Source organism: Mesorhizobium sp. WSM4821 (assembly GCF_055901555.1).
The window spans coordinates 1-18,381 of sequence record NZ_CM148371.1 but is presented as its reverse complement, the minus strand read 5'-3'; the positions used below and the strand labels follow the sequence as shown (position 1 = coordinate 18,381).

The 18,381-nt window shown below is 61.0% G+C and carries 11 protein-coding genes and 2 pseudogenes; 9 read left to right on the top strand and 4 right to left on the bottom strand.

Going from position 1 to position 18,381, the window contains the following annotated elements:
• Nucleotides 1-50: 50 nt before the first annotated feature.
• From AC0NID_RS00065 to AC0NID_RS00050, 4 genes are all read right to left on the bottom strand, one after another.
• Complete coding sequence (locus tag AC0NID_RS00065) at nucleotides 51-365, bottom strand: (2Fe-2S)-binding protein (RefSeq protein WP_473458580.1); 315 nt, start codon at nucleotides 363-365, stop codon at nucleotides 51-53.
• A 110-nt stretch (nucleotides 366-475) separates the two neighbouring features.
• Complete coding sequence (locus tag AC0NID_RS00060) at nucleotides 476-829, bottom strand: molybdopterin cofactor-binding domain-containing protein (protein WP_473458578.1); 354 nt, start codon at nucleotides 827-829, stop codon at nucleotides 476-478.
• 125 nt (nucleotides 830-954) lie between these two features.
• Nucleotides 955-1,107 carry a hypothetical protein gene (locus tag AC0NID_RS00055; RefSeq protein WP_473458576.1) on the bottom strand — a complete coding sequence of 51 codons (153 nt, stop codon included), beginning with the start codon at nucleotides 1,105-1,107 and terminating at the stop codon, nucleotides 955-957.
• 194 nt (nucleotides 1,108-1,301) lie between these two features.
• On the bottom strand, nucleotides 1,302-1,835 hold the full coding sequence (locus AC0NID_RS00050) for a molybdopterin cofactor-binding domain-containing protein (RefSeq protein WP_473458574.1): 534 nt from the start codon (nucleotides 1,833-1,835) through the stop codon (nucleotides 1,302-1,304).
• A 1,398-nt stretch (nucleotides 1,836-3,233) separates the two neighbouring features.
• Here AC0NID_RS00050 and AC0NID_RS00045 point away from each other — a divergent pair.
• From AC0NID_RS00045 to AC0NID_RS00005, 9 genes and pseudogenes are all read left to right on the top strand, one after another.
• Entirely contained in the window at nucleotides 3,234-4,106 is an 873-nt protein-coding gene (locus AC0NID_RS00045) for a hypothetical protein (protein WP_473458572.1), read from the top strand.
• Nucleotides 4,107-4,342: 236 nt separating this feature from the next.
• Nucleotides 4,343-6,034: a type IV secretion system ATPase VirD4 gene (gene virD4, locus AC0NID_RS00040; protein ID WP_473458644.1), complete on the top strand. Its 1,692-nt coding sequence runs from the start codon at nucleotides 4,343-4,345 to the stop codon at nucleotides 6,032-6,034.
• A gap of 352 nt (nucleotides 6,035-6,386) precedes the next feature.
• Nucleotides 6,387-7,427 carry a type III secretion protein gene (locus AC0NID_RS00035; RefSeq protein ID WP_473458570.1) on the top strand — a complete coding sequence of 347 codons (1,041 nt, stop codon included), beginning with the start codon at nucleotides 6,387-6,389 and terminating at the stop codon, nucleotides 7,425-7,427.
• Nucleotides 7,428-7,671: 244 nt separating this feature from the next.
• A pseudogene (locus AC0NID_RS00030) lies at nucleotides 7,672-7,872 on the top strand (type IV secretion system ATPase VirD4); the annotation flags it as partial.
• Nucleotides 7,873-8,073: 201 nt separating this feature from the next.
• Nucleotides 8,074-14,511, top strand: a complete 6,438-nt coding sequence (locus AC0NID_RS00025; RefSeq protein WP_474033393.1) for a C48 family peptidase — start codon at nucleotides 8,074-8,076, stop codon at nucleotides 14,509-14,511.
• A gap of 121 nt (nucleotides 14,512-14,632) precedes the next feature.
• Nucleotides 14,633-14,915 (top strand): annotated as a pseudogene (locus tag AC0NID_RS00020) (IS66 family transposase); the annotation flags it as partial.
• Between the two features lie 158 nt (nucleotides 14,916-15,073).
• On the top strand, nucleotides 15,074-16,318 hold the full coding sequence (locus AC0NID_RS00015) for a site-specific integrase (protein ID WP_473459477.1): 1,245 nt from the start codon (nucleotides 15,074-15,076) through the stop codon (nucleotides 16,316-16,318).
• Nucleotides 16,315-17,271: a tyrosine-type recombinase/integrase gene (locus AC0NID_RS00010; RefSeq protein WP_065011732.1), complete on the top strand. Its 957-nt coding sequence runs from the start codon at nucleotides 16,315-16,317 to the stop codon at nucleotides 17,269-17,271. The genes AC0NID_RS00015 and AC0NID_RS00010 overlap by 4 nt, the downstream gene beginning before the upstream one ends.
• Nucleotides 17,272-17,299: 28 nt before the next feature.
• A complete protein-coding gene (locus tag AC0NID_RS00005; RefSeq protein ID WP_474033392.1) occupies nucleotides 17,300-18,271 on the top strand; it encodes a tyrosine-type recombinase/integrase in 972 nt (323 codons plus the stop codon).
• Nucleotides 18,272-18,381 lie beyond the last annotated feature (110 nt).

Genomic DNA, 18,381 nt, shown 5'->3' with positions numbered 1-18,381 from the left:
CGATCGTGCGTTCGACATCTGCCCTGCGGACCCGCTTCTCTTTGAGATGCTCAACCCAGCAGGGTCGCACCGTTGACAAAACCCAGCGTGCAATAGCCGCACTGGAACGAAAAACGTTCGACGAAGGCCTGCTGAATCGCCGAGAGCCGGACGATGTCGCCATTTGCGTCGCGTTCGGCATGGTCTTCGATGGTGCGGACGGACTCGCCCTCGAAGAAATGCGCTCCGGTGATGCAGCTCCGCATCTCGCGGGAGCTTCCTTCCGGCCCATCGAGAACGATCGCGCAGGCGTGGCAGATGCCTTGGCCGCAGCCAAGCCGCGAGCCCGTGAGGCTGAGATATTCGTGCAGGAAGTCGATCATCATCAGATCGTCAGGTACGTCGACAGGACCGACCTTGCGAGTGTTGACCCGTCATCGAAAGTGGTCGCGTGGCAACGGTCACGGCAGGGCCTGCAAAATCTCCTCTGGCGTGATCAGCGTCTTGCCGATGGCGTGGTTGACGGCATTGACGACTTCGGCCATTCCCTTTGGTGGTCGATTTCGGAAAGCGGCGCCAACACCTCCGATGTCTGTGTCCAGACCGCGACATCGCTGGCATTCGGCAGGCGACACCGGTTCCAGTTCCACGTCCCCTCACCGGGACCGTCCTCATAGAGCGGCAATTCCTGGAGCAGGGCGTGGCCGACGCCCATAGCCAAGCCGCCTTGGAACTGACCCGAGACGAGTTCCGGCACGATTTGAGTGCCGCATTCGAGGATGGAATGATGTGCAAGGAGCTTCACGTCGCCTGAGACGGTGTTCACTGCGATTTCGGCGATCGTCGCCACGCCCGTGTAACAGGTGCCGGCGGCGTTCTGGCGCTGTACCGGCGGATAGAAGACCTGACGCCGGTCGAGAAATGGAAGCCGCCGCAGGTCATCAGCGCCTTCAAACCAGCCGGCGCGCTTTGCCCCTAGCAGACGGAAAGCGCGTCGACCGGCAAGCGGATGGCGCTGACATTCGGCACATCGAACACCGCCTCGGGCCATTGCCAGCGGTTGAACACATGGACGCTGACTCCCGTTACCAGGCCGAGCCTGTGCGCCGCCGCCGCGAGTTGTTCCATGCGAGCGGCGCCATCCCTCCAACCGTCAATTTGCCATCTGCGATCCGCACGTCCGCCAGTCGACAGCGAGCGGCCCGCCCGCCCGCCGCCCGGTCAACTCGACCAGAGCGCGACCGCAGCCGGCCAGAGCGACAGGCGCAGCAGCGCCCGCGCCGCCGCCGCGTGGCCGACGAAATAGGCGCTGTTTGAGGCGCTCATCGGTGAAATAAACGAGGGGCGTCCAGCGCGGATTGCGTGCCAGCGCGTCCTCCCTGTCCCGCGGCGTCGTATAGGGCTCCTCGGGCGGAGAGGAGAGGCATCTCGGGCCAGTCGACGATCCCGAAGGCATAGTCGTGCGGCACTCGGCCGATGATGTCGGCGACCATCACCGCCTGCGAGGTGGCAAGGCCCGTGCCGATATCATTGCCGTTCTGGCGCATGGTGAGCCGGCCGGACGGATCGAATGACACCGCGGTCACCGCTGCCTCGGCTCCGGTGCCGTAATCCTTCTGCACCTGCGCGAAACCGATGCCGTAGCGCTTACCCGGATTGGCGGTATCGAACGCCGCTTTGTTCGCATCGCGATCCCTCCACAACGGATGGGCACGGACCCGCTCCAGGATCTCCTCGGTCCTTAGCGCCTCGCCGGCAATGGCGCCCTGCGAGTTCTTCATGCCGGCCTTGAACGCGGTCTTGAGGCGAAGCTCGATTGGATCGATGCCGAGCAGTTCGGCCGCTTCATCGACCATCATCTCGGTCGCCGGCCATGGTCTGCAGCGTTCCGTACCCGCGCGTCGAGCCAGCATCGACAGCGCGCGAAGCGCGGACCTCGACCGCCCCGCAGAAACAACATTGCGAGTTTTTGCCTTCCTGAATCCGACGTCTGATCGGGGGGCTATTTTCACGGCCAAGCTAGCGGCCCACGGGCGGAGCTCCCGACAACTCAGCAGCGCTGCGCGGTTTCTTAGACGTCCAGTCACGTTTGCAATGCGCGTGTTGGAATCGGTGAATCCACGACACATTACCCTCACGTTTTGGCCACGAAGTTGCCGCAATATCCCACGACATACCCGGGCGTTGCCTGAGACGGTTCGGTCCGGCACCGGCTCACCCCAGCCCCCCGCCCAAGGGCCTGTGCCGGATCGAACCACTCTCTTCTTGAGGGACACGGGTCCGAACCCCGAAATGCGCTCAGCAGAAGCAAGCTGATCCGATTCATTGACGCGTGGTCTCCCAAATTGCACAGCGCGGCAAGGACCCTGCCAGGCAACAATCGTTTGAGGCGCGCCTCGGCATCAGGCGAGAGGCAACTCCGGCCGGCTCTACGATGCCTTCGATGTGAGAGGCTCCTTCAAATAGCAACCTGATGCTGGTCGCTAAAAGCCGCGCGGCAATTGCACTGGTCACGGTGGCGCTGAAGTATGCCGTCCGTCTCGAGTGGCTGCGCCAGGCGGCTCCCGTTGAGAAAATCCCGGCACAAAGGCATTGAAGATGTCGCGATCGCCCAGGCGACGGTTGGCTCGCCAGAGGCTGGTGCTGACGACCGCGGCGCATCGACGACAGGCGGCCGCGTCGCCGAACGGAGCGGCATTGCGCGATGCCGTGCTGCCCGCCCGCGCGTTTTCGCCGTCGGACCTTTGCTCTTCGCCTGGCGCCGGTTGGGCCGAGGGATTGCCACTTGTGGCCTGCGGCAGGAATGCCTTGGCGACGGCATGGTACAGCGATGCTATTGGCGCGGCGCTGCGCAAATTGCCGGTCAGGTCGCGACTGATTTCCTTGCCGAGGGAGCACGACAGCTCAGCCGCGGCTGATCAGCCGGAGTGGGCGATGGTCCTCATCGAAACCCTCGAGCATGCAAGCCTGCGCCCAAAGGAGAACCTACCGCGGGGATATCATGCCGGGCTCTTGCAAGGACCGGAAAGGGAGGCGAAGAGTCGGCGACGGCGTGCCATTCATGTCCTCTGGCAGACCCCACTCATCGCATTTGATGCCAGCCTTATCATATTTTCTTGGCTCGGGCGGGCTCTTGGCAGACCCACAGAGCTGGGAACCCTCTGCCAGACTACAACTGTAACATCATATCGGTTCAGCAGGTCAAGCTTAGGTGGTAACCTCTTGGGTAGAATAACGACTTTGGAGGCCGAGCAATGGATCGCGACAGCAAACGTGCAGCTGGAAGTTCATCCCGCGAGGGGAGGAGGGCCGAGCAACGGCGTAACCACGATGGCCTTCCAGTCGGGCCACTGACCAATGTTGCAGAACGGCTAGTAACCGCTAACCCGCGCGAGACAGCACGCGATCTTGGGAGCTTCAAATCCGCCGAGAGGCAAATGCGACGCGCCGTTCAGGACATGGCCCCCGGGCAAGAGTCTGACCTCAGCAGATTTGATAGGCGCAACAACCAGCTCGGAGGATCAGCCAACGCTCTGGCCGACAGATTGACGGACGGATTGGGGTTCAACTCGGCCGATGTAGCATTGTTCCAAGTCCACGCGGCTAGTAATGTAGCCCATTTTCTGGGACCCCAGAAGCAGACTGCTCTTATCAATCGCATTGGCGACATGGATCCAATGGAGAAAGCTCTAGGGGTCATGTTTGTGGCGCAAAACTTCAGTAAATTTAATGATGAACATAAATCTCGTATTTTTGACCAGGCGATGGAATTGGCTGCTGATCCTCATCAGCACCAAATGGTCAAGGCGACCGCCCAAAATGCTGTTGTCGCCGTGTATCATCAGTTAGACCCAAATCAACAAGCGCAAGCTAACTCACTTCCCCACCTGCATGGCCTGTTGCAGAACATGCCTCCGCCGCAACATGCAGCGGAGGAACGGAATGCGAATTTGGACGGCCACATAGCAGATATTGCGGCTTCAGTCCGTGATACAGTAGGCCCGCAAACCTCCCATCAGCAGCTGCAGCGGGGTGGTCAAGTCGGGCAGTCCATAAGCCGCGCCTACAATCACGCCCGCGAGGATCTGATGGCTGCCTCCAGAAGCAGAGATCGCTCCGGCCGTTGAGGTCTCGTCAGGTGCAGTGACGCTTTCTCCGTTCGCGGCCTTGCCATTTCCAATTCGCTGGCCGCTGACGTACCTGCCTTGGGGTAATTTCAAAAGTACCACGTCTACCGTGGTGCGATGCAAGCATCGCACCACCGGCTCCGGCATCGATCTGTGGAGCGGCGACAGCGCGCGACGTCGCTGCGGTGTCTGAGAAAAGCGCAGCATTACCTATTGCTAGTCCGGCACTGGAACAAATGCCTTCAACAAAAACGACGCCCCCCAACATTGCCGTTAGCATCGCCTGCTCACTCGCCTTGGGCTTCTGCGCGGCAAGTCTGTACGCAACGTTCCGCCATGGGGGTAGCGGCGAGGCTTTGATGACGTTTGACGTCCGTGCCTTTTGGTTCGAGACGCCCTTCTATCTGGGTTTCGTAACCCTCGTGTTCTATCAGGGCGTAGCTATCGTGCTCGCCACGTCGGCGGTCGTCTTACTGATTCAGCAGATCGTATTGCGGCGCAAACTCGAACATCACGGGACGGCACGCTGGGCGCGAGTGGATGAAATGCGACGCACCGGATATCTGCGACGATACCGTAGCGTGGCAGGGCCGGTATTTGGGAAGACAAGTAGCCCTTTCTGGCCTGGGTACTACCTGACCAATGGCGAGCAGCCTCACAGCCTCATCGTTGCACCGACCCGCGCCGGCAAGGGCGTCGGCATAGTCATTCCAACGCTCCTTACATTCAAAGGTTCGGTGATAGCTCTCGACGTCAAGGGGGAGCTCTTTGAGCTTACCTCGAGGGCGCGCAAAGCCGCAGGCGACAACGTGTTCAAATTCGCGCCGCTGGATTCGGAGCGGCGCACCAACTGCTACAATCCGCTGTTGGATCTTATAGCGCTGCCTCCACAGCTGCAATTCACCGAAGCCCGCCGCTTGGCCGCAAACCTGATCACGGCCAAGGGGGAGGGCGCGGAAGGTTTCGTCAGCGGCGCGCGAGATATCTTTGTCGCGGGGATTCTTGCCTGTATCGAGCGGGGCACGCCAACAATCGGCGCCGTCTATGACCTCTTCGCCCAGCCGGGGGAGAAGTTCAAGCTCTTCGCGCAACTTGCCATGGAGACCCGGAACAAAGAGGCACAACGCATCTTCGACGACATGGCGGGGAACGATACAAAAATCCTGACCTCCTACACGTCCGTCCTCGGCGATGGCGGGCTCAATCTGTGGGCGGATCCGGCTGTAAAGGCAGCTACAAGTCGCTCGGACTTTTCGGTCTATGATCTTCGCCGTCGCAGAACGTGCATCTATCTGTGCGTGGGTCCGAACGACCTTGAGGTGATCGCGCCTTTGGTACGCCTGTTCTTTCAGCAAATCGTTTCAATCCTACAGCGGTCGCTGCCCCGCCAAGATGAAAAGAACGAGGTTCTCTTTCTGCTCGACGAGTTCAAGCACTTGGGTAAGCTGGAGGCGATCGAGACCGCAATTACGACCATCGCGGGCTACAAGGGTCGTTTCATGCTCATCATCCAAAGCCTTTCGGCACTGACGGGGGCTTATGGAGAGGCTGGCAAGCAGAATTTTCTCAGCAATACCGGCCTGCAAGTGTTCATGGCCACTGCCGATGACGAAACTCCAACCTACATTTCCAAAGCCATCGGTGAATACACGTTTGAAGCCAAGTCGATTTCCTACAGCCAGGCGCGAACGTTCGATTGGAACATTCAGAATTCGCATCAAGGTGCACCGCTGTTGCGTCCCGAACAGGTTCGGCTGCTCGACGAAGACTACGAGATTGTTCTCATCAAAGGCCTGCCACCATTGCAATTGAGGAAGGTGCGATATTTTTCGGACCGCATCCTTAAACGCATCTTCGAAAGCCAGACAGGCGCCCTCCCGGAGCCGGCACCCTTGATGGAAGCTCATCCAGATGACACTGACGGTTAATCGCCCGTTCGCGTATCCCGTCCTCGGCGATCAGAAACTCCACAACAGGTGAACGGCTATGGGAATTTGCATCTCCAAATCCTCCGGATCGACTCGACATGCCACACATGACACGGAAGAGTCCCCGCGAGAATCCACGGCAGCGCTGAGGGTCTCCCTGGGCACGCCTGCCGACAGGTTGCGACGGGGCGGAGATGCGCCTCTGGAGCCACATCAGATCCAGCAGGCCGCCTACCATATGGGAGCGTGTGTCGTCGGTGACGAGGTCACCAGCCCGATAAGACTCGCGGCAGCGGGGCAAACAGTTCACGACGTTCGCGTGCTGCTCAAGCATGGCCGGGGAAACGTTAAGGTGGACGACATTCCCTCTCACGGCCACAACAGCATCGGATCGGCGGTTGCAATGGTGGGAGCAGACGCCCACATTAAGGTTGCATTGGCCGTAGTCATGGGAGCGGCGTGCTGCAACCAGACCGCTCCCCTTTCCGCTATCGTCCACGCCCCACACATGGCGGCCGACGAGCGGAGCATGACCTCTAGTGCTTCCGTGTCAATGAAAGAGATAACCGGCGAAGGTAACGAGATCCCAGTCAAGACGGGTCACATTTGGAACGAACTGCGGCGCGGAAGCCGCGACCCGAGGTCGACCGTGGTGATGGATGCCTGGGCCAACGGTCCCGCTGTTCGGTTGAAAGACAGCGCATGGAGCGGAGTGCCGGCCGAGGAAGGTCATTGGTCGATGGACAAAAGCACCGCCGAATTCCTGAAAAACCGTGTTGAGGGGTTGATTCCGTTCGTGCATCCGGACACAAATGAACAGACTGCCCACGATTTGCGCCGGAAGCAAAACGCACCCGTATCGTGGGAGAAATATGCAGAAGTACAAGTGATCTCACCCGAGTTCGCTGATAGTGTACGCAACGCATTGTCCCGTATTCCTGGAGACCATCAAAAGGAAATCGCATCACTGATGATTCAGGAAGCGTACGGAATGGATCCTTCCTCGCGCACGCACCAAGACGCAGTGGAATCAGTTCTGGTGGCCGTCAACCAACTGGACTCGCTGCCCCGGCCTCCTGTCGAGCCGCCGCAATTGGCGGCGTATCACCAGTTCGACGCAAATCAACAGGCCCAAGCTTACGCAGTTCCCGGCATGCAAGATATCTTGCCGCACATGCCTCCGCCGCAGCATGCAGCAGAGGAACGGAATGCGAATCTGGACGGCCACATAGCAGGTATTGCGGCGTCAGTCCGTGATACAGTAGGCCCGCAAACCTCCCGTCAACAGCTGCGGCGGGGTGGTGAAATCGGGCAGTCCCTAAGTCACGCCTATAATCACGCCCGCGAGGATCTGATGGCTGCCTCCAGAAGCAGAGATCGCTCAGGCCGTTGAGGTCTCGGCCATGGTAAGTGACGCCGTCTCCCCGAATTCCGTGCACGGCCTTGCCCTTTCCAATGCGCTGCCCGTGGATGTACCTGCCTTAGGGTAACTTTCAGAATCACGTCTGCGGGCGGTGCAACGCAAGCATCGCACCATCCGCTCCGGCATCGATCTTTGGAGCGGCGACATCGCGCGACGTCGCTCCTGTGTCTGAAGCAAGCGCAGCATTATCTATGGCTAATCCGGCAATGGAACAATGCCTTCAACAAAAACGACGCCCCCCAACATAGCCATTAGCATCGCATGCTCACTCGCCTTGGGCTTCTGCGCGGCAAGTCTGTACGCAACGTTTCGCCATGGGGGTAGCGGCGAGGCTTTGATGACGTTTGACATCCGTGCCTTTTGGTTCGAGACGCCCCTCTATCTGGGTTTCGCAACTCCCGTCTTCTATCGGGGCCCTCTTCGCCCAGCCGGGGGAGAAGTTCAAACTCCTCGCGCAACTCGCCATGCGGACGCATCTCGAAAGCCAGACAGGCGCCCTACCGGAGCCGGCACCCTTGATGGAAGCAGACGAGGGGCTCTTGGCAGAATCTCAACCGATGAGCAGCTGCGCGGATTGGCACAGAACTTTGACGATACAGTTTGATGTGAGGCTAGTATGAACCCGCGAAATAGTAACCCATCCCGTGTAACAGCTTTGTCGCAGGTGCAGGGCGCCGGCTTGGGAGAGGGGCAGGCGGACCAGGCCCGGCAAGTGGGCTATAACCAGCACCTTGCCGAGGCCCGCAGGCTGTTGGATCAAGCTGACGAGTCGCCAACGAATCCAGAAGAGGTTCTGCGACTTGAACAGGGGTTCCGCGAAGTGCTTCAGCGACGGCAGGATGATCAAGCCGCCTCGTCTCTTTTCAGCGACCCAGGAATGCCCGCTCGACCGGGTGACCTCAACAGCATCGTTGCCGACGCTTTCGCAGCCACCGGCTCTGGGCACGCCGGAGTTGAGGCCGCCGCCCCGCCGCCGTTAGCTGCCAGCCAACAGCAGATTCGGCCCTGGCCGGAAGCGCTTGACCAGGGCAACCACCTGCGACCCGAGTGGGTGATCATCAACGACGAACATTACACAGCGCTGGTGCGGCCAGCCGAGAGGCAGAGGGTCCTGAATACGCCGCAGGCCGCCGCCATTCAGCCGCCGCTGAGCGAAATCGGCAATTCAGGCGGCCGCGTGCCGATGCAGCCCCTCGTGCAGCAATTGGGTGAATTGCCATTGGAAGCGGTACCCGTTCAAGGGATAGGGTCCGAACACACCCGAAGGCTGCATGCAGAGGCCGCGCCGTCCGCATGGTCTGAGAAGCACCTCGCTGCGATCGAGAACTCCATAAACGTCTCATTTGCGGTCCCCAAAGGCTTCTCCCATGGGACTCAACGCGTCCCAGACGCGATGCTCCCTTTCGTGGGCCGCCACGACCCCTTGCCTGATGCGGGCCAGGCCCGGCAAGCGGGCTTTGAGCCGCACGTGGCCGAGCCGCGCCGAGCCGATCCTGTCGCGAGTGGCGCCCGTGCCGCCGGCTATCCCCATTTGTCCTACGAACACCGGGACCTTATCGATAAGGCGATCGCCCACGCTGCGGCTCAGAAAACATATGACGAGAGCACGGTTCGAAAATACACGTCTGCACTTCGCCGATTGGCAAATGATCTCGGCGCTCGTGGCCAAGCGATTGACCTAAAAAATCACCAATCCCTGGTCGATCACGCCAATGCTTTCTTTCCGAAAAAGGAGGAAATAAAGAGGGCGTTGAACGTCCTGCGTGCCTATCATGAGCCGGGCTATTCAGCGGCTGTTGGTGCCTCTGCCACCCGCTATCCCCATCTGTCCGACGAACACCGGGACGTGATTGATAAGGCGATCGCCCATGCTGAGGCTCAGCAACACCATAGCGCGCAGACGCTCGGAATATACACGTCTGCACTTCGCCGATTGGCGAATGATCTCGGCGCTCGTGGCCAAGCGACTGATCTAAGAAATCACCAATCCCTGGTCGATCACCTCGAGACTTTCTTTCCGAAAAACAGGGACATAAAGCCGGCGTTGAACCTCCTGCGTGCGTATCATGAGCCGGGCTATTCAGCGACTGGCCGGTGGCCAGTGACGGCGCCCCCAAAGGCAGACGCGCATGTCCTGGAACAAGTGGCCAGTGACAGCAGCTTGGCCTTAACCACCCGTCTTATCTATGGTCGTAATCTTCGCAATTTTTCTATGGCGCTTGAGAGTCAGGGCCAGACGATCTCTGGGCTGGATCATGATTCGCGGATCAAACTCGCCGAGGGGTTGTTTCCAGGCAATCGTTATCTCCGCTTGGCGTTGGGACGGGTTCGCGATGCGAAGCCCGCGTCAGACAGGATCGTGGCGGACGCTTTGGCAGCGGCCGGCTCTGGACACGCCGGAGTTGAGGCCGCCGCCCCGCCAGCGTTAGCTGCCAGCCAACAGCAGATCCGGCCCACGCCGGATGCGCCTGACCAGGGCAACCTCCTGCCACCCGAGCGGTTCATCATCAACAATGAACATTCGACGGCGCCGTTGCGGCCGACGGAGAGGCAGTGGGCCCTGAATCCGCCGCAAGCCGCCGCCGTTCAGCAGCCGCCGAGCGAAATCGACAATTCAGGCGGCCGCTTGCCGATACAGCCCCCCGTGCAGCACTTGGGCGAATTGCCATTGGCAGGGGTACCCATTCAAGGCACAGGATCCGAACACATTGGAAGCCTGCATGCGGAGGCCGCGCCCTTTGCAAGATCTGAGGCGACCCCCGCTGCGGTCGAGGACTTCATAAACATCTCATTCGCCGTCCCTGAAGGCTTCTCCCATGGGACTCAACGCGTCCCAGACGCGATGCTCCCTTCCTTGTACCATTATGGCCTCTTGCCGGACGCGGACCAGCCGGAATGGAACTACGAGATTAAAGGTCACGGCTACACCGCCCGGAGGCCAGAGGGAGGCAACGACGTTTGGCTTGTCGATCGCGGTGCGATGAGGGAAGCTGCAGTGACGGCAGTATCGGCAAAGGCTCCAGGACACGCCTTGCCTGCGACCGCGAGGCTGTCAGACACCTATCGCGGTGTTCCGTTGGTCGATCTGACCACCTCTTCCCATGCACGGATCGGAGCTTTTCCGTCAGGCTCGTCCAACCTCCCCGAGGGGGCGGTGCTCGGCGCCGACCTGCTGGGCGACGCCCATATTCACAGGGATTACCAGTTGCTGGAGCAGAACCTGCAGGCGGCCCACCCAGCGCTCGCCGCCCGAACGCGGCTGGTGGATCCCTTGGTCTCCCAGCAACTGCGCCGTCACGACCGGGACCCGCAACCTACATTGCTGTCCATCTATCATCAAAACGACGTCGCAGCCGACTTCGTGTTCCTGCCGGTGAACAGTGGCAATCCCATGGCTATGGTGGAGAATGATGGACACAACGAGCATTGGTCGTTGCTGCTCGTTGATCGCCGCGACCCGGAAAGAGCGGTCGCCTATCACTACGACTCCATCCATCAGCGCGATGGACGGGGATACAATGACGCGCCTGCACGAGAGCTCGCAGCAAGACTGGACGCGACCGCCCTGGTGACACCCGAAATGGCCCGGCAGAACAACGGTGTTGATTGCGGCGTCTTCGTGGTGGACGGCACGCGCGCGCTGGTTCAGAGATTGGCGAACCAAGAGTGGCCGGAACGGCAGCGGCCGCTGCACCTCGGCAAGCTCGTCGCCGATCGGCAGGCGCTGCAAAACCGACTGAGGCAGGGCCGCTTGCCGCACGAGCTTGCCGCAATCCCCGCGGAAGCCTTGGGAGCAGCCGGGTCGCAGGTGCAACACGCCGTATTCCAAGAGCAGCAAGCCCGACAAGTCGCGCCAGCGCCGTTTGACCAGCACTTGGGCCAGACGCGCGAGGCCCCTAACGAGCTGCCGAGCCCACCTGACGGCAGCAACCGCGTGAACAGCGGGGGCGTCATCATCAACGACGAACATTACACAGCGCTGTTGAGACCGGCGAAGAGGCAGAGGGTCCTGAATACGCCGCAGGCCGCCGCCATTCAGCCGCCGCTGAGCGAAATCGGCAATTCAGGCGGCCGCGTGCCGATGCAGCCCCTCGTGCAGCAATTGGGTGAATTGCCATTGGAAGCGGTACCCGTTCAAGGGAGAGGGTCCGAGCACACCCGAAGGCTGCATGCGGAGGCCGCGCCGTCCGCATGGGCTGAGAAGCACCTCGCTGCGGTCGAGAACTCCATAAACGTCTCATTTGCGGTCCCCAAAGGCTTCTCCCACTGGACTCAACGCGTCCCAGACGCGATGCTCCCTTTCGTGGGCCGCCACGACCCCTTGCCTGATGCGGGCCAGGCCCGGCAAGCGGGCTTTGAGCCGCACGTGGCCGAGCCGCGCCGAGCCGATCCTGTCGCGAGTGGCGCCCGTGCCACCGGCTATCCCCATTTGTCCTACGAACACCGGGACGTTATTGATAAAGCGATCGCCCACGCTGCGGCTCAGCAAAAATATAGCGAGAGCACGGTCCTAAAATACAGGTATGCCCTTCGCCGATTGGCAAATGATCTCGGCGCTCGTGGCCAAGCGATTGACCTAAAAAATCACCAATCCCTGGTCGATCACCTCGATGCTTTCTTTCCGAAAAACGATGATATGAAGAGGGCCTTGAACGTCCTGCGTGCCTATCATGAGCCGGGCTATTCAGCGGCTGTTGGTGCCCCGGCTAACCGCTATCCCCATCTGTCCGACGAACACCGGGACGTGATTGACAAGGCGATCGCCCACGCTGCGGCTCAGCAACACCATAGCGCGCCGACGCTCCGAAATTACACGTCTGCACTTCGCCGATTGGCGAATGATCTCGGCGCTCGTGGCCAAGCGACTGATCTAAGAAATCACCAATCCCTGGTCGATCACCTCGATACCTTCTTTCCGAAAGACACTGACATAAAGGATATAAGGCCGGCGTTGAACGTCCTGCGTGCGTATCATGAGCCGGGCTATTCAGCGACTGGCCGGTGGCCAGTGACGGTGCCTTCAAAGGCAGATGCGCATGTCTTGGAACAAGTGACCAGTGACAGCAGCTTGGCCCCAAGCACCCGTGTTGTCTATGGTCGTAGTCTTCGCAGATTTTCTGAGGCGCTTGAGAGGCGGGGCCGGACGATCTCTGGGCTGGATCATGATTTGCGGATCGAATTCGCCGAGGTGTTGTTTCCAGGCAACGATTATCTCCGCTTGGCGCTGGAACGGGTTCGCGATGCGAAGCCCGCGTCAGACAGGATCGTGGCGGACGCTTTGGCAGCGGCCGGCTCTGGACACGCCGGAGTTGAGGCCGCCGCCCCGCCAGCGTTAGCTGCCAGCCAACAGCAGATCCGGCCCACGCCGGATGCGCTTGACCAGGGCAACCTCCTGCCACCCGAGCGGTTCATCATCAACAATGAACATTCGACGGCGCCGTTGCGGCCGACGGAGAGGCAGTGGACCCTGAATCCGCCGCAAGCCGCCGCCGTTCAGCAGCCGCCGAGCGAAATCGACAATTCAGGCGGCCGCTTGCCGATACAGCCCCCCGTGCAGCACTTGGGCGAATTGCCATTGGCAGGGGTACCCATTCAAGGCACAGGATCCGAACACATTGGAAACCTGCATGCGGAGGCCGCGCCCTTTGCAAGATCTGAGGCGACCCCCGCTGCGGTCGAGGACTTCATAAACATCTCATTCGCCGTCCCTGAAGGCTTCTCCCATGGGACTCAACGCGTCCCAGACGCGATGCTCCCTTCCTTGTACCATTATGGCCTCTTGCCGGACGCGGACCAGCCGGAATGGAACTACGAGATTAAAGGTCACGGCTACACCGCCCGGAGGCCAGAGGGAGGCAACGACGTTTGGCTTGTCGATCGCGGTGCGATGAGGGAAGCTGCAGTGACGGCAGTATCGGCAAAGGCTCCAGGACACGCCTTGCCTGCGACCGCCAGGCTGTCAGACACCTATCGCGGTGTTCCGTTGGTCGATCTGACCACCTCTTCCCATGCACGGATCGGAGCTTTTCCGTCAGGCTCGTCCAACCTCCCCGAGGGGGCGGTGCTCGGCGCCGACCTGCTGGGCGACGCCCATATCCACAGGGATTACCAGTTGCTGGAGCAGAACCTGCAGGCGGCCCACCCAGCGCTCGCCGCCCGAACGCGGCTGGTGGATCCCTTGGTCTCCCAGCAACTGCGCCGTCACGATCGGGACCCGCAACCTACATTGCTGTCCATCTATCATCAAAACGACGTCGCAGCCGACTTCGTGTTCCTGCCGGTGAACAGTGGCAATCCCATGGCTATGGTGGAGAATGATGGACACAACGAGCATTGGTCGCTGCTGCTCGTTGATCGCCGCGACCCGGAAAGAGCGGTCGCCTATCACTACGACTCCATCCATCAGCGCGATGGACGGGGATACAATGACGCACCTGCACGAGAGCTCGCAGCAAGACTGGACGCGACCGCCCTGGTGACACCCGAAATGGCCCGGCAGAACAACGGTGTTGATTGCGGCGTCTTCGTGGTGGACGGCACGCGCGCGCTGGTTCAGAGATTGGCGAACCAAGAGTGGCCGGAACGGCAGCGGCCGCTGCACCTCGGCAAGCTCGTCGCCGATCGGCAGGCGCTGCAAAACCGACTGAGGCAGGGCCGCTTGCCGCACGAGCTTGCCGCAATCCCCGCGGAAGCCTTGGGAGCAGCCGGGTCGCAGGTGCAACACGCCGTATTCCAAGAGCAGCAAGCCCGACAAGTCGCGCCAGCGCCGTTTGACCAGCACTTGGGCAGGACTCGCGAGGCTCCTAACGAGCTGCTGAGCCCACCTGACGGCAGCAACCGCGTGAACAGCGGGGGCGTCATCATCAACGACGAACATTACACAGCGCTGTTGAGACCGGCGAAGAGGCAGAGGACTGAGAATCCGCAAAGCCTCGCCGTGGGGCGCCAGGCGACCGAAGCAAACACGTCTTCCATCAGGCGTGACTCCGATCAAGCCCGAGCGGACCTCATGGCTTCCTCCAGAAGCCGAGAGCGCTCCGACGCGGGGCGTTGAGCTCGATGGCCAGGATGGGGCAGAACAGCTGTTTTGGCGACGGAGAGGCTATGCGATTCCCGGACTGGTAGCTCTCGCCGCGATTCAGGCTGGCATTGGAAGGCGATTGTAGGCCTGGAACGCGCCGATCGCCAGCCAGGCGCGCTGAGACGGATCGCCGACCTCTATAGGATCGGGCACGATATCAGCGGACGACCGGCCGATGTGCAACGTGTCAGGAAAACAGCCGCGCTATTGTCGCCGAGCCTGAACCTTGGCTGCACGAAAGCTCGGCCTGATCGATCTCAAGACCAAGCTCGCCCGGTCAATACGCGCTCTCACGTTGGGAAGGCGTTCCGCGCTTCATTAACGAAGGCCGCATCGAGATCGACAGCAACACCGTCCAGCGCTCAATCCGTCCGATTCGCGCTCAACCGCAATTATGCTCAGGCCCGGATTATGCGCAGTTTGTGTGCGCGACGTTTGGGATGCGAGCGGATGCCGGGCATCCCCAGCAGGCCGGGCGACCGTAGGTTTACATAATCCTGATCTCCTCTGCGCGCCAACCGTAGAGGAGATCGTCATGAACCAAATCAAACTGCAGCCGGCGCCCCGTCAGTGGCTTGAGAACAGCCCGTTGGGGCCATTCTCGGAGCGCTATCTTGAGCACCTGGGCCGTGCCCGCTATGCGCCCAGCACCGCACGTGTTTATCTGTGCTGCATTGCCCATTTCGCCCACTGGATCTCGACCGAACGGCTCGCGTTAGAGTCCATAGGCGAAGCCGCGCGAGTTCGGTTTATCAGCGAGCATCTTCCCGTCTGTGACTGCCCTTATCCGGCCCGTCGCTTGCCGCACGAACTCAGGGCGGCCATCACGCATTTGCTTGCAGTGCTGCGTGCCGAAGGCGCCATTCCCGCAGCTACCGCACACACCACACATGGCGGGGAATTGGCGGCATTCCGGGCCTACATGCGCGATGTCGGCGGGTTAGCCGTCAGCACACGAGCGAGGCGCGAGCGGATTCTTCGACGCTTTCTTGAGGAACAGTTTCCGGAAGGGGAGATCTCTATCGCCGGCCTTGAGCCGGCGCGTGTGAGACGCTTCATCCTCGGCGAACTGCAGGGCTGGACGACCGCCACCATTCGCATTGTTGGGGGTGCGATCAGCTGCTATCTCCGGTTTCGGCAGATGATGGGCGACGACGTTCAGCATCTACTCGGCGCAATCCCTCGCGTTGCATGCTGGCGGCTGAGCAGCTTACCGGATGTGCTTTCCGACACGCAGATTGAGATTCTGCTCGCTTCATTCGACAAGGATTTCCCGTCGCGCCGGAGGGCCTACGCCATGGTCCGGTGCCTGACCGATCTTGGGCTCCGAACCAGTGAGGTTGTGCAACTGCAGCTCGGCGACATCGATTGGCGGCAGGGTACGATCCGCATTTCCCGGTCAAAGGGCCGGCGTTTCGACGTCCTTCCCTTGCCGCCCGAGACGGGTGACGCGATCGCTGCGTATCTGCGGCATGAACGTCCACCGAGCACGAACCGCGCAATATTCGTACGCCACGTCGCGCCCTATGACCTGCCGATCCAAAAAGACGTTGTAAGGCGCGCCGTTTTCGCCGCCTACAAACGTTGCGGCTGGTCTCAGACACGCGTTCATATCCTCCGGCACAGCGTCGCCAGCCGCATGCTGAACGCTGGTGTGCCCATGAAGCAGATCGCCGATATCCTGCGCCATCGGAGCATCGACACCTCCATGATCTACACGAAGGTCGACCTTCAGCGGCTCGCGGCGGTCGCTATGCCGTGGCCGGGGAGTGTGGCATGAGCCGGTCGCTGACCATGCAGGCGCGGATCGACGCCTATCTTGTGGAGCGACGTCGCCTTGGATTCTCGCTCGAGACCTCTGGCATAATGCTGCGGTCGTTCGCTCGCTTCGCCGATCTGTCCGGCCATCGCGGCCCGCTGACGACGACGCTCGTGGTCGCTTGGGTTCAGGGGGAGGCGCGGAACGCGACGCCAACCTCCTGGGTGCGCCGCCTCGAAGTGCTGCGGCCCTTTGCCGAGCATGAGAGACGTCTCGACCCACGGAACGAGCTTCCCGTAAGCAGCATATTCGGCAAAGCGCACCAGCGCCGGACGCCACATATCTACACCGACCAGGAGATCGTCGCTCTGCTGCAGGCGGCGCGGCGGCTGCAGCCGCAACACTCCATTCGACCGGCAACATACGAGACCATGTTGGGGCTGATCGCAGCCACGGGATTGCGGATTTCCGAGGCACTCAAGCTCCGATGCGGCGACGTCGACATTGCCGGCCGATGTCTGACCGTGCGCATGACCAAGTTCACCAAGTCAAGGCACGTACCATTTGATGCCAGCGTCGCCGCTGCGCTCTCGCGCTATGTGGCAATCCGCGCCCGCTCCGCTCCGGCCGAGTCGGATGCATCTTTCTTCGTCGGCGCCTCAGGGCAAGTGCCGTCCAAGCGTCAGGTCCATTGGACATTTCAGCAGTTGCGTCGGGACGCAAATATTGTTGCTCGTGGGGCCTATGACGAGGTTCGCATTCACGATCTGCGCCACACCTTCATCTGCCGGCGAGTGCAGCGCTGGCAGAACGAAGGCGCGGATATCGACAATGCCATCGCCGCGCTGGCCACCTATGTCGGCCATGCCAAGGTCTCCGATACCTATTGGTACCTGACCGGCATTCCCGACCTGATGGTCGCGGCCGGCGATCGCTTCGAAGCATTTGCGGCGGAGGAGCGCTGTCATGGGTGAGCAGACAACACCGTCGTTCGCCGCGCTGGTGCAGCGCTTCTTCGTCGAGCATCTGGGCCAACATCGCGCCGTCAGCCCGCGGACCATCGCGGCTTACCGCGATACGTTCCGACTGCTTCTGGCGTTTGCCGAGACGTCAATCGGCAAGCCTCCGAGCAAACTCGCGCTCACCGATCTGAACGCGCGACTGCTGCTCGATTTCCTCGACCATCTGGAGAAGGTTCGCGGCAACAGCGTACGGAGCCGGAACGCGCGGCTTGCCGCGCTGCGAACATTCCTCAAATACGCGGGACATCATGATCTTGACGCCCTCGGGATCATAGAGCAGGCGCTCGCCATTCCGATGAAGAGGGCCGATCGCCCGCTGATCGGCTTCCTGACGCGATCGGAGATCCAGGCCATCCTCGACGCTCCCGACGATGCGACATGGGCGGGGCGGCGGGATCGGGTGCTGTTCAGTCTCATGTACAACACCGGCGCACGCGTCTCCGAGATCATCGGAATCCGCTGCCGCGATATTGTTCTTGAAGGCCAGCCCGCCGTGCACCTGCATGGCAAGGGGCGCAAGGAGCGGTGCGTTCCCTTATGGCGCCCGACAGCCGCCCTTGTTCGGCGATGGCAGCGATCGCTGGGAGCAAACGCGCAGGACGGCTTCCTGCTGCCAAACCGCGCAGGCGCGAAGATGACCCGCTCCAACGTCACGCAACGGCTGGATCTCGCCGTCGCTGCAGCACGGCGCCATTTTCCCTCTCTCGCTGGCCGCTTGATCTCGCCCCATGTGATCCGGCACACGACAGCAATGCATCTGCTGCAGTCCGGTGTCGACATCACCGTCATCGCGCTTTGGTTGGGGCATGAAGACACCGCGACCACGCACATGTATGTGGAGGCCGATCTATCCATGAAAGAGCTGGCGCTCGGGAAGTTGCAGCCCCAGGAGGCCAGGCTTGGACGCTACCGACCGCCCGACAATTTGATGCGCTTCCTCGAAGCCCTCTGATTATGTCAAGGTCACCGAGGTGGAAACGGCGACTGGCCCACATCCGCCTCGGCCAACTGCGCATAATCCGGGCCTGAGCATAATTTCTGTTATGAAAAGGTATGCATAAA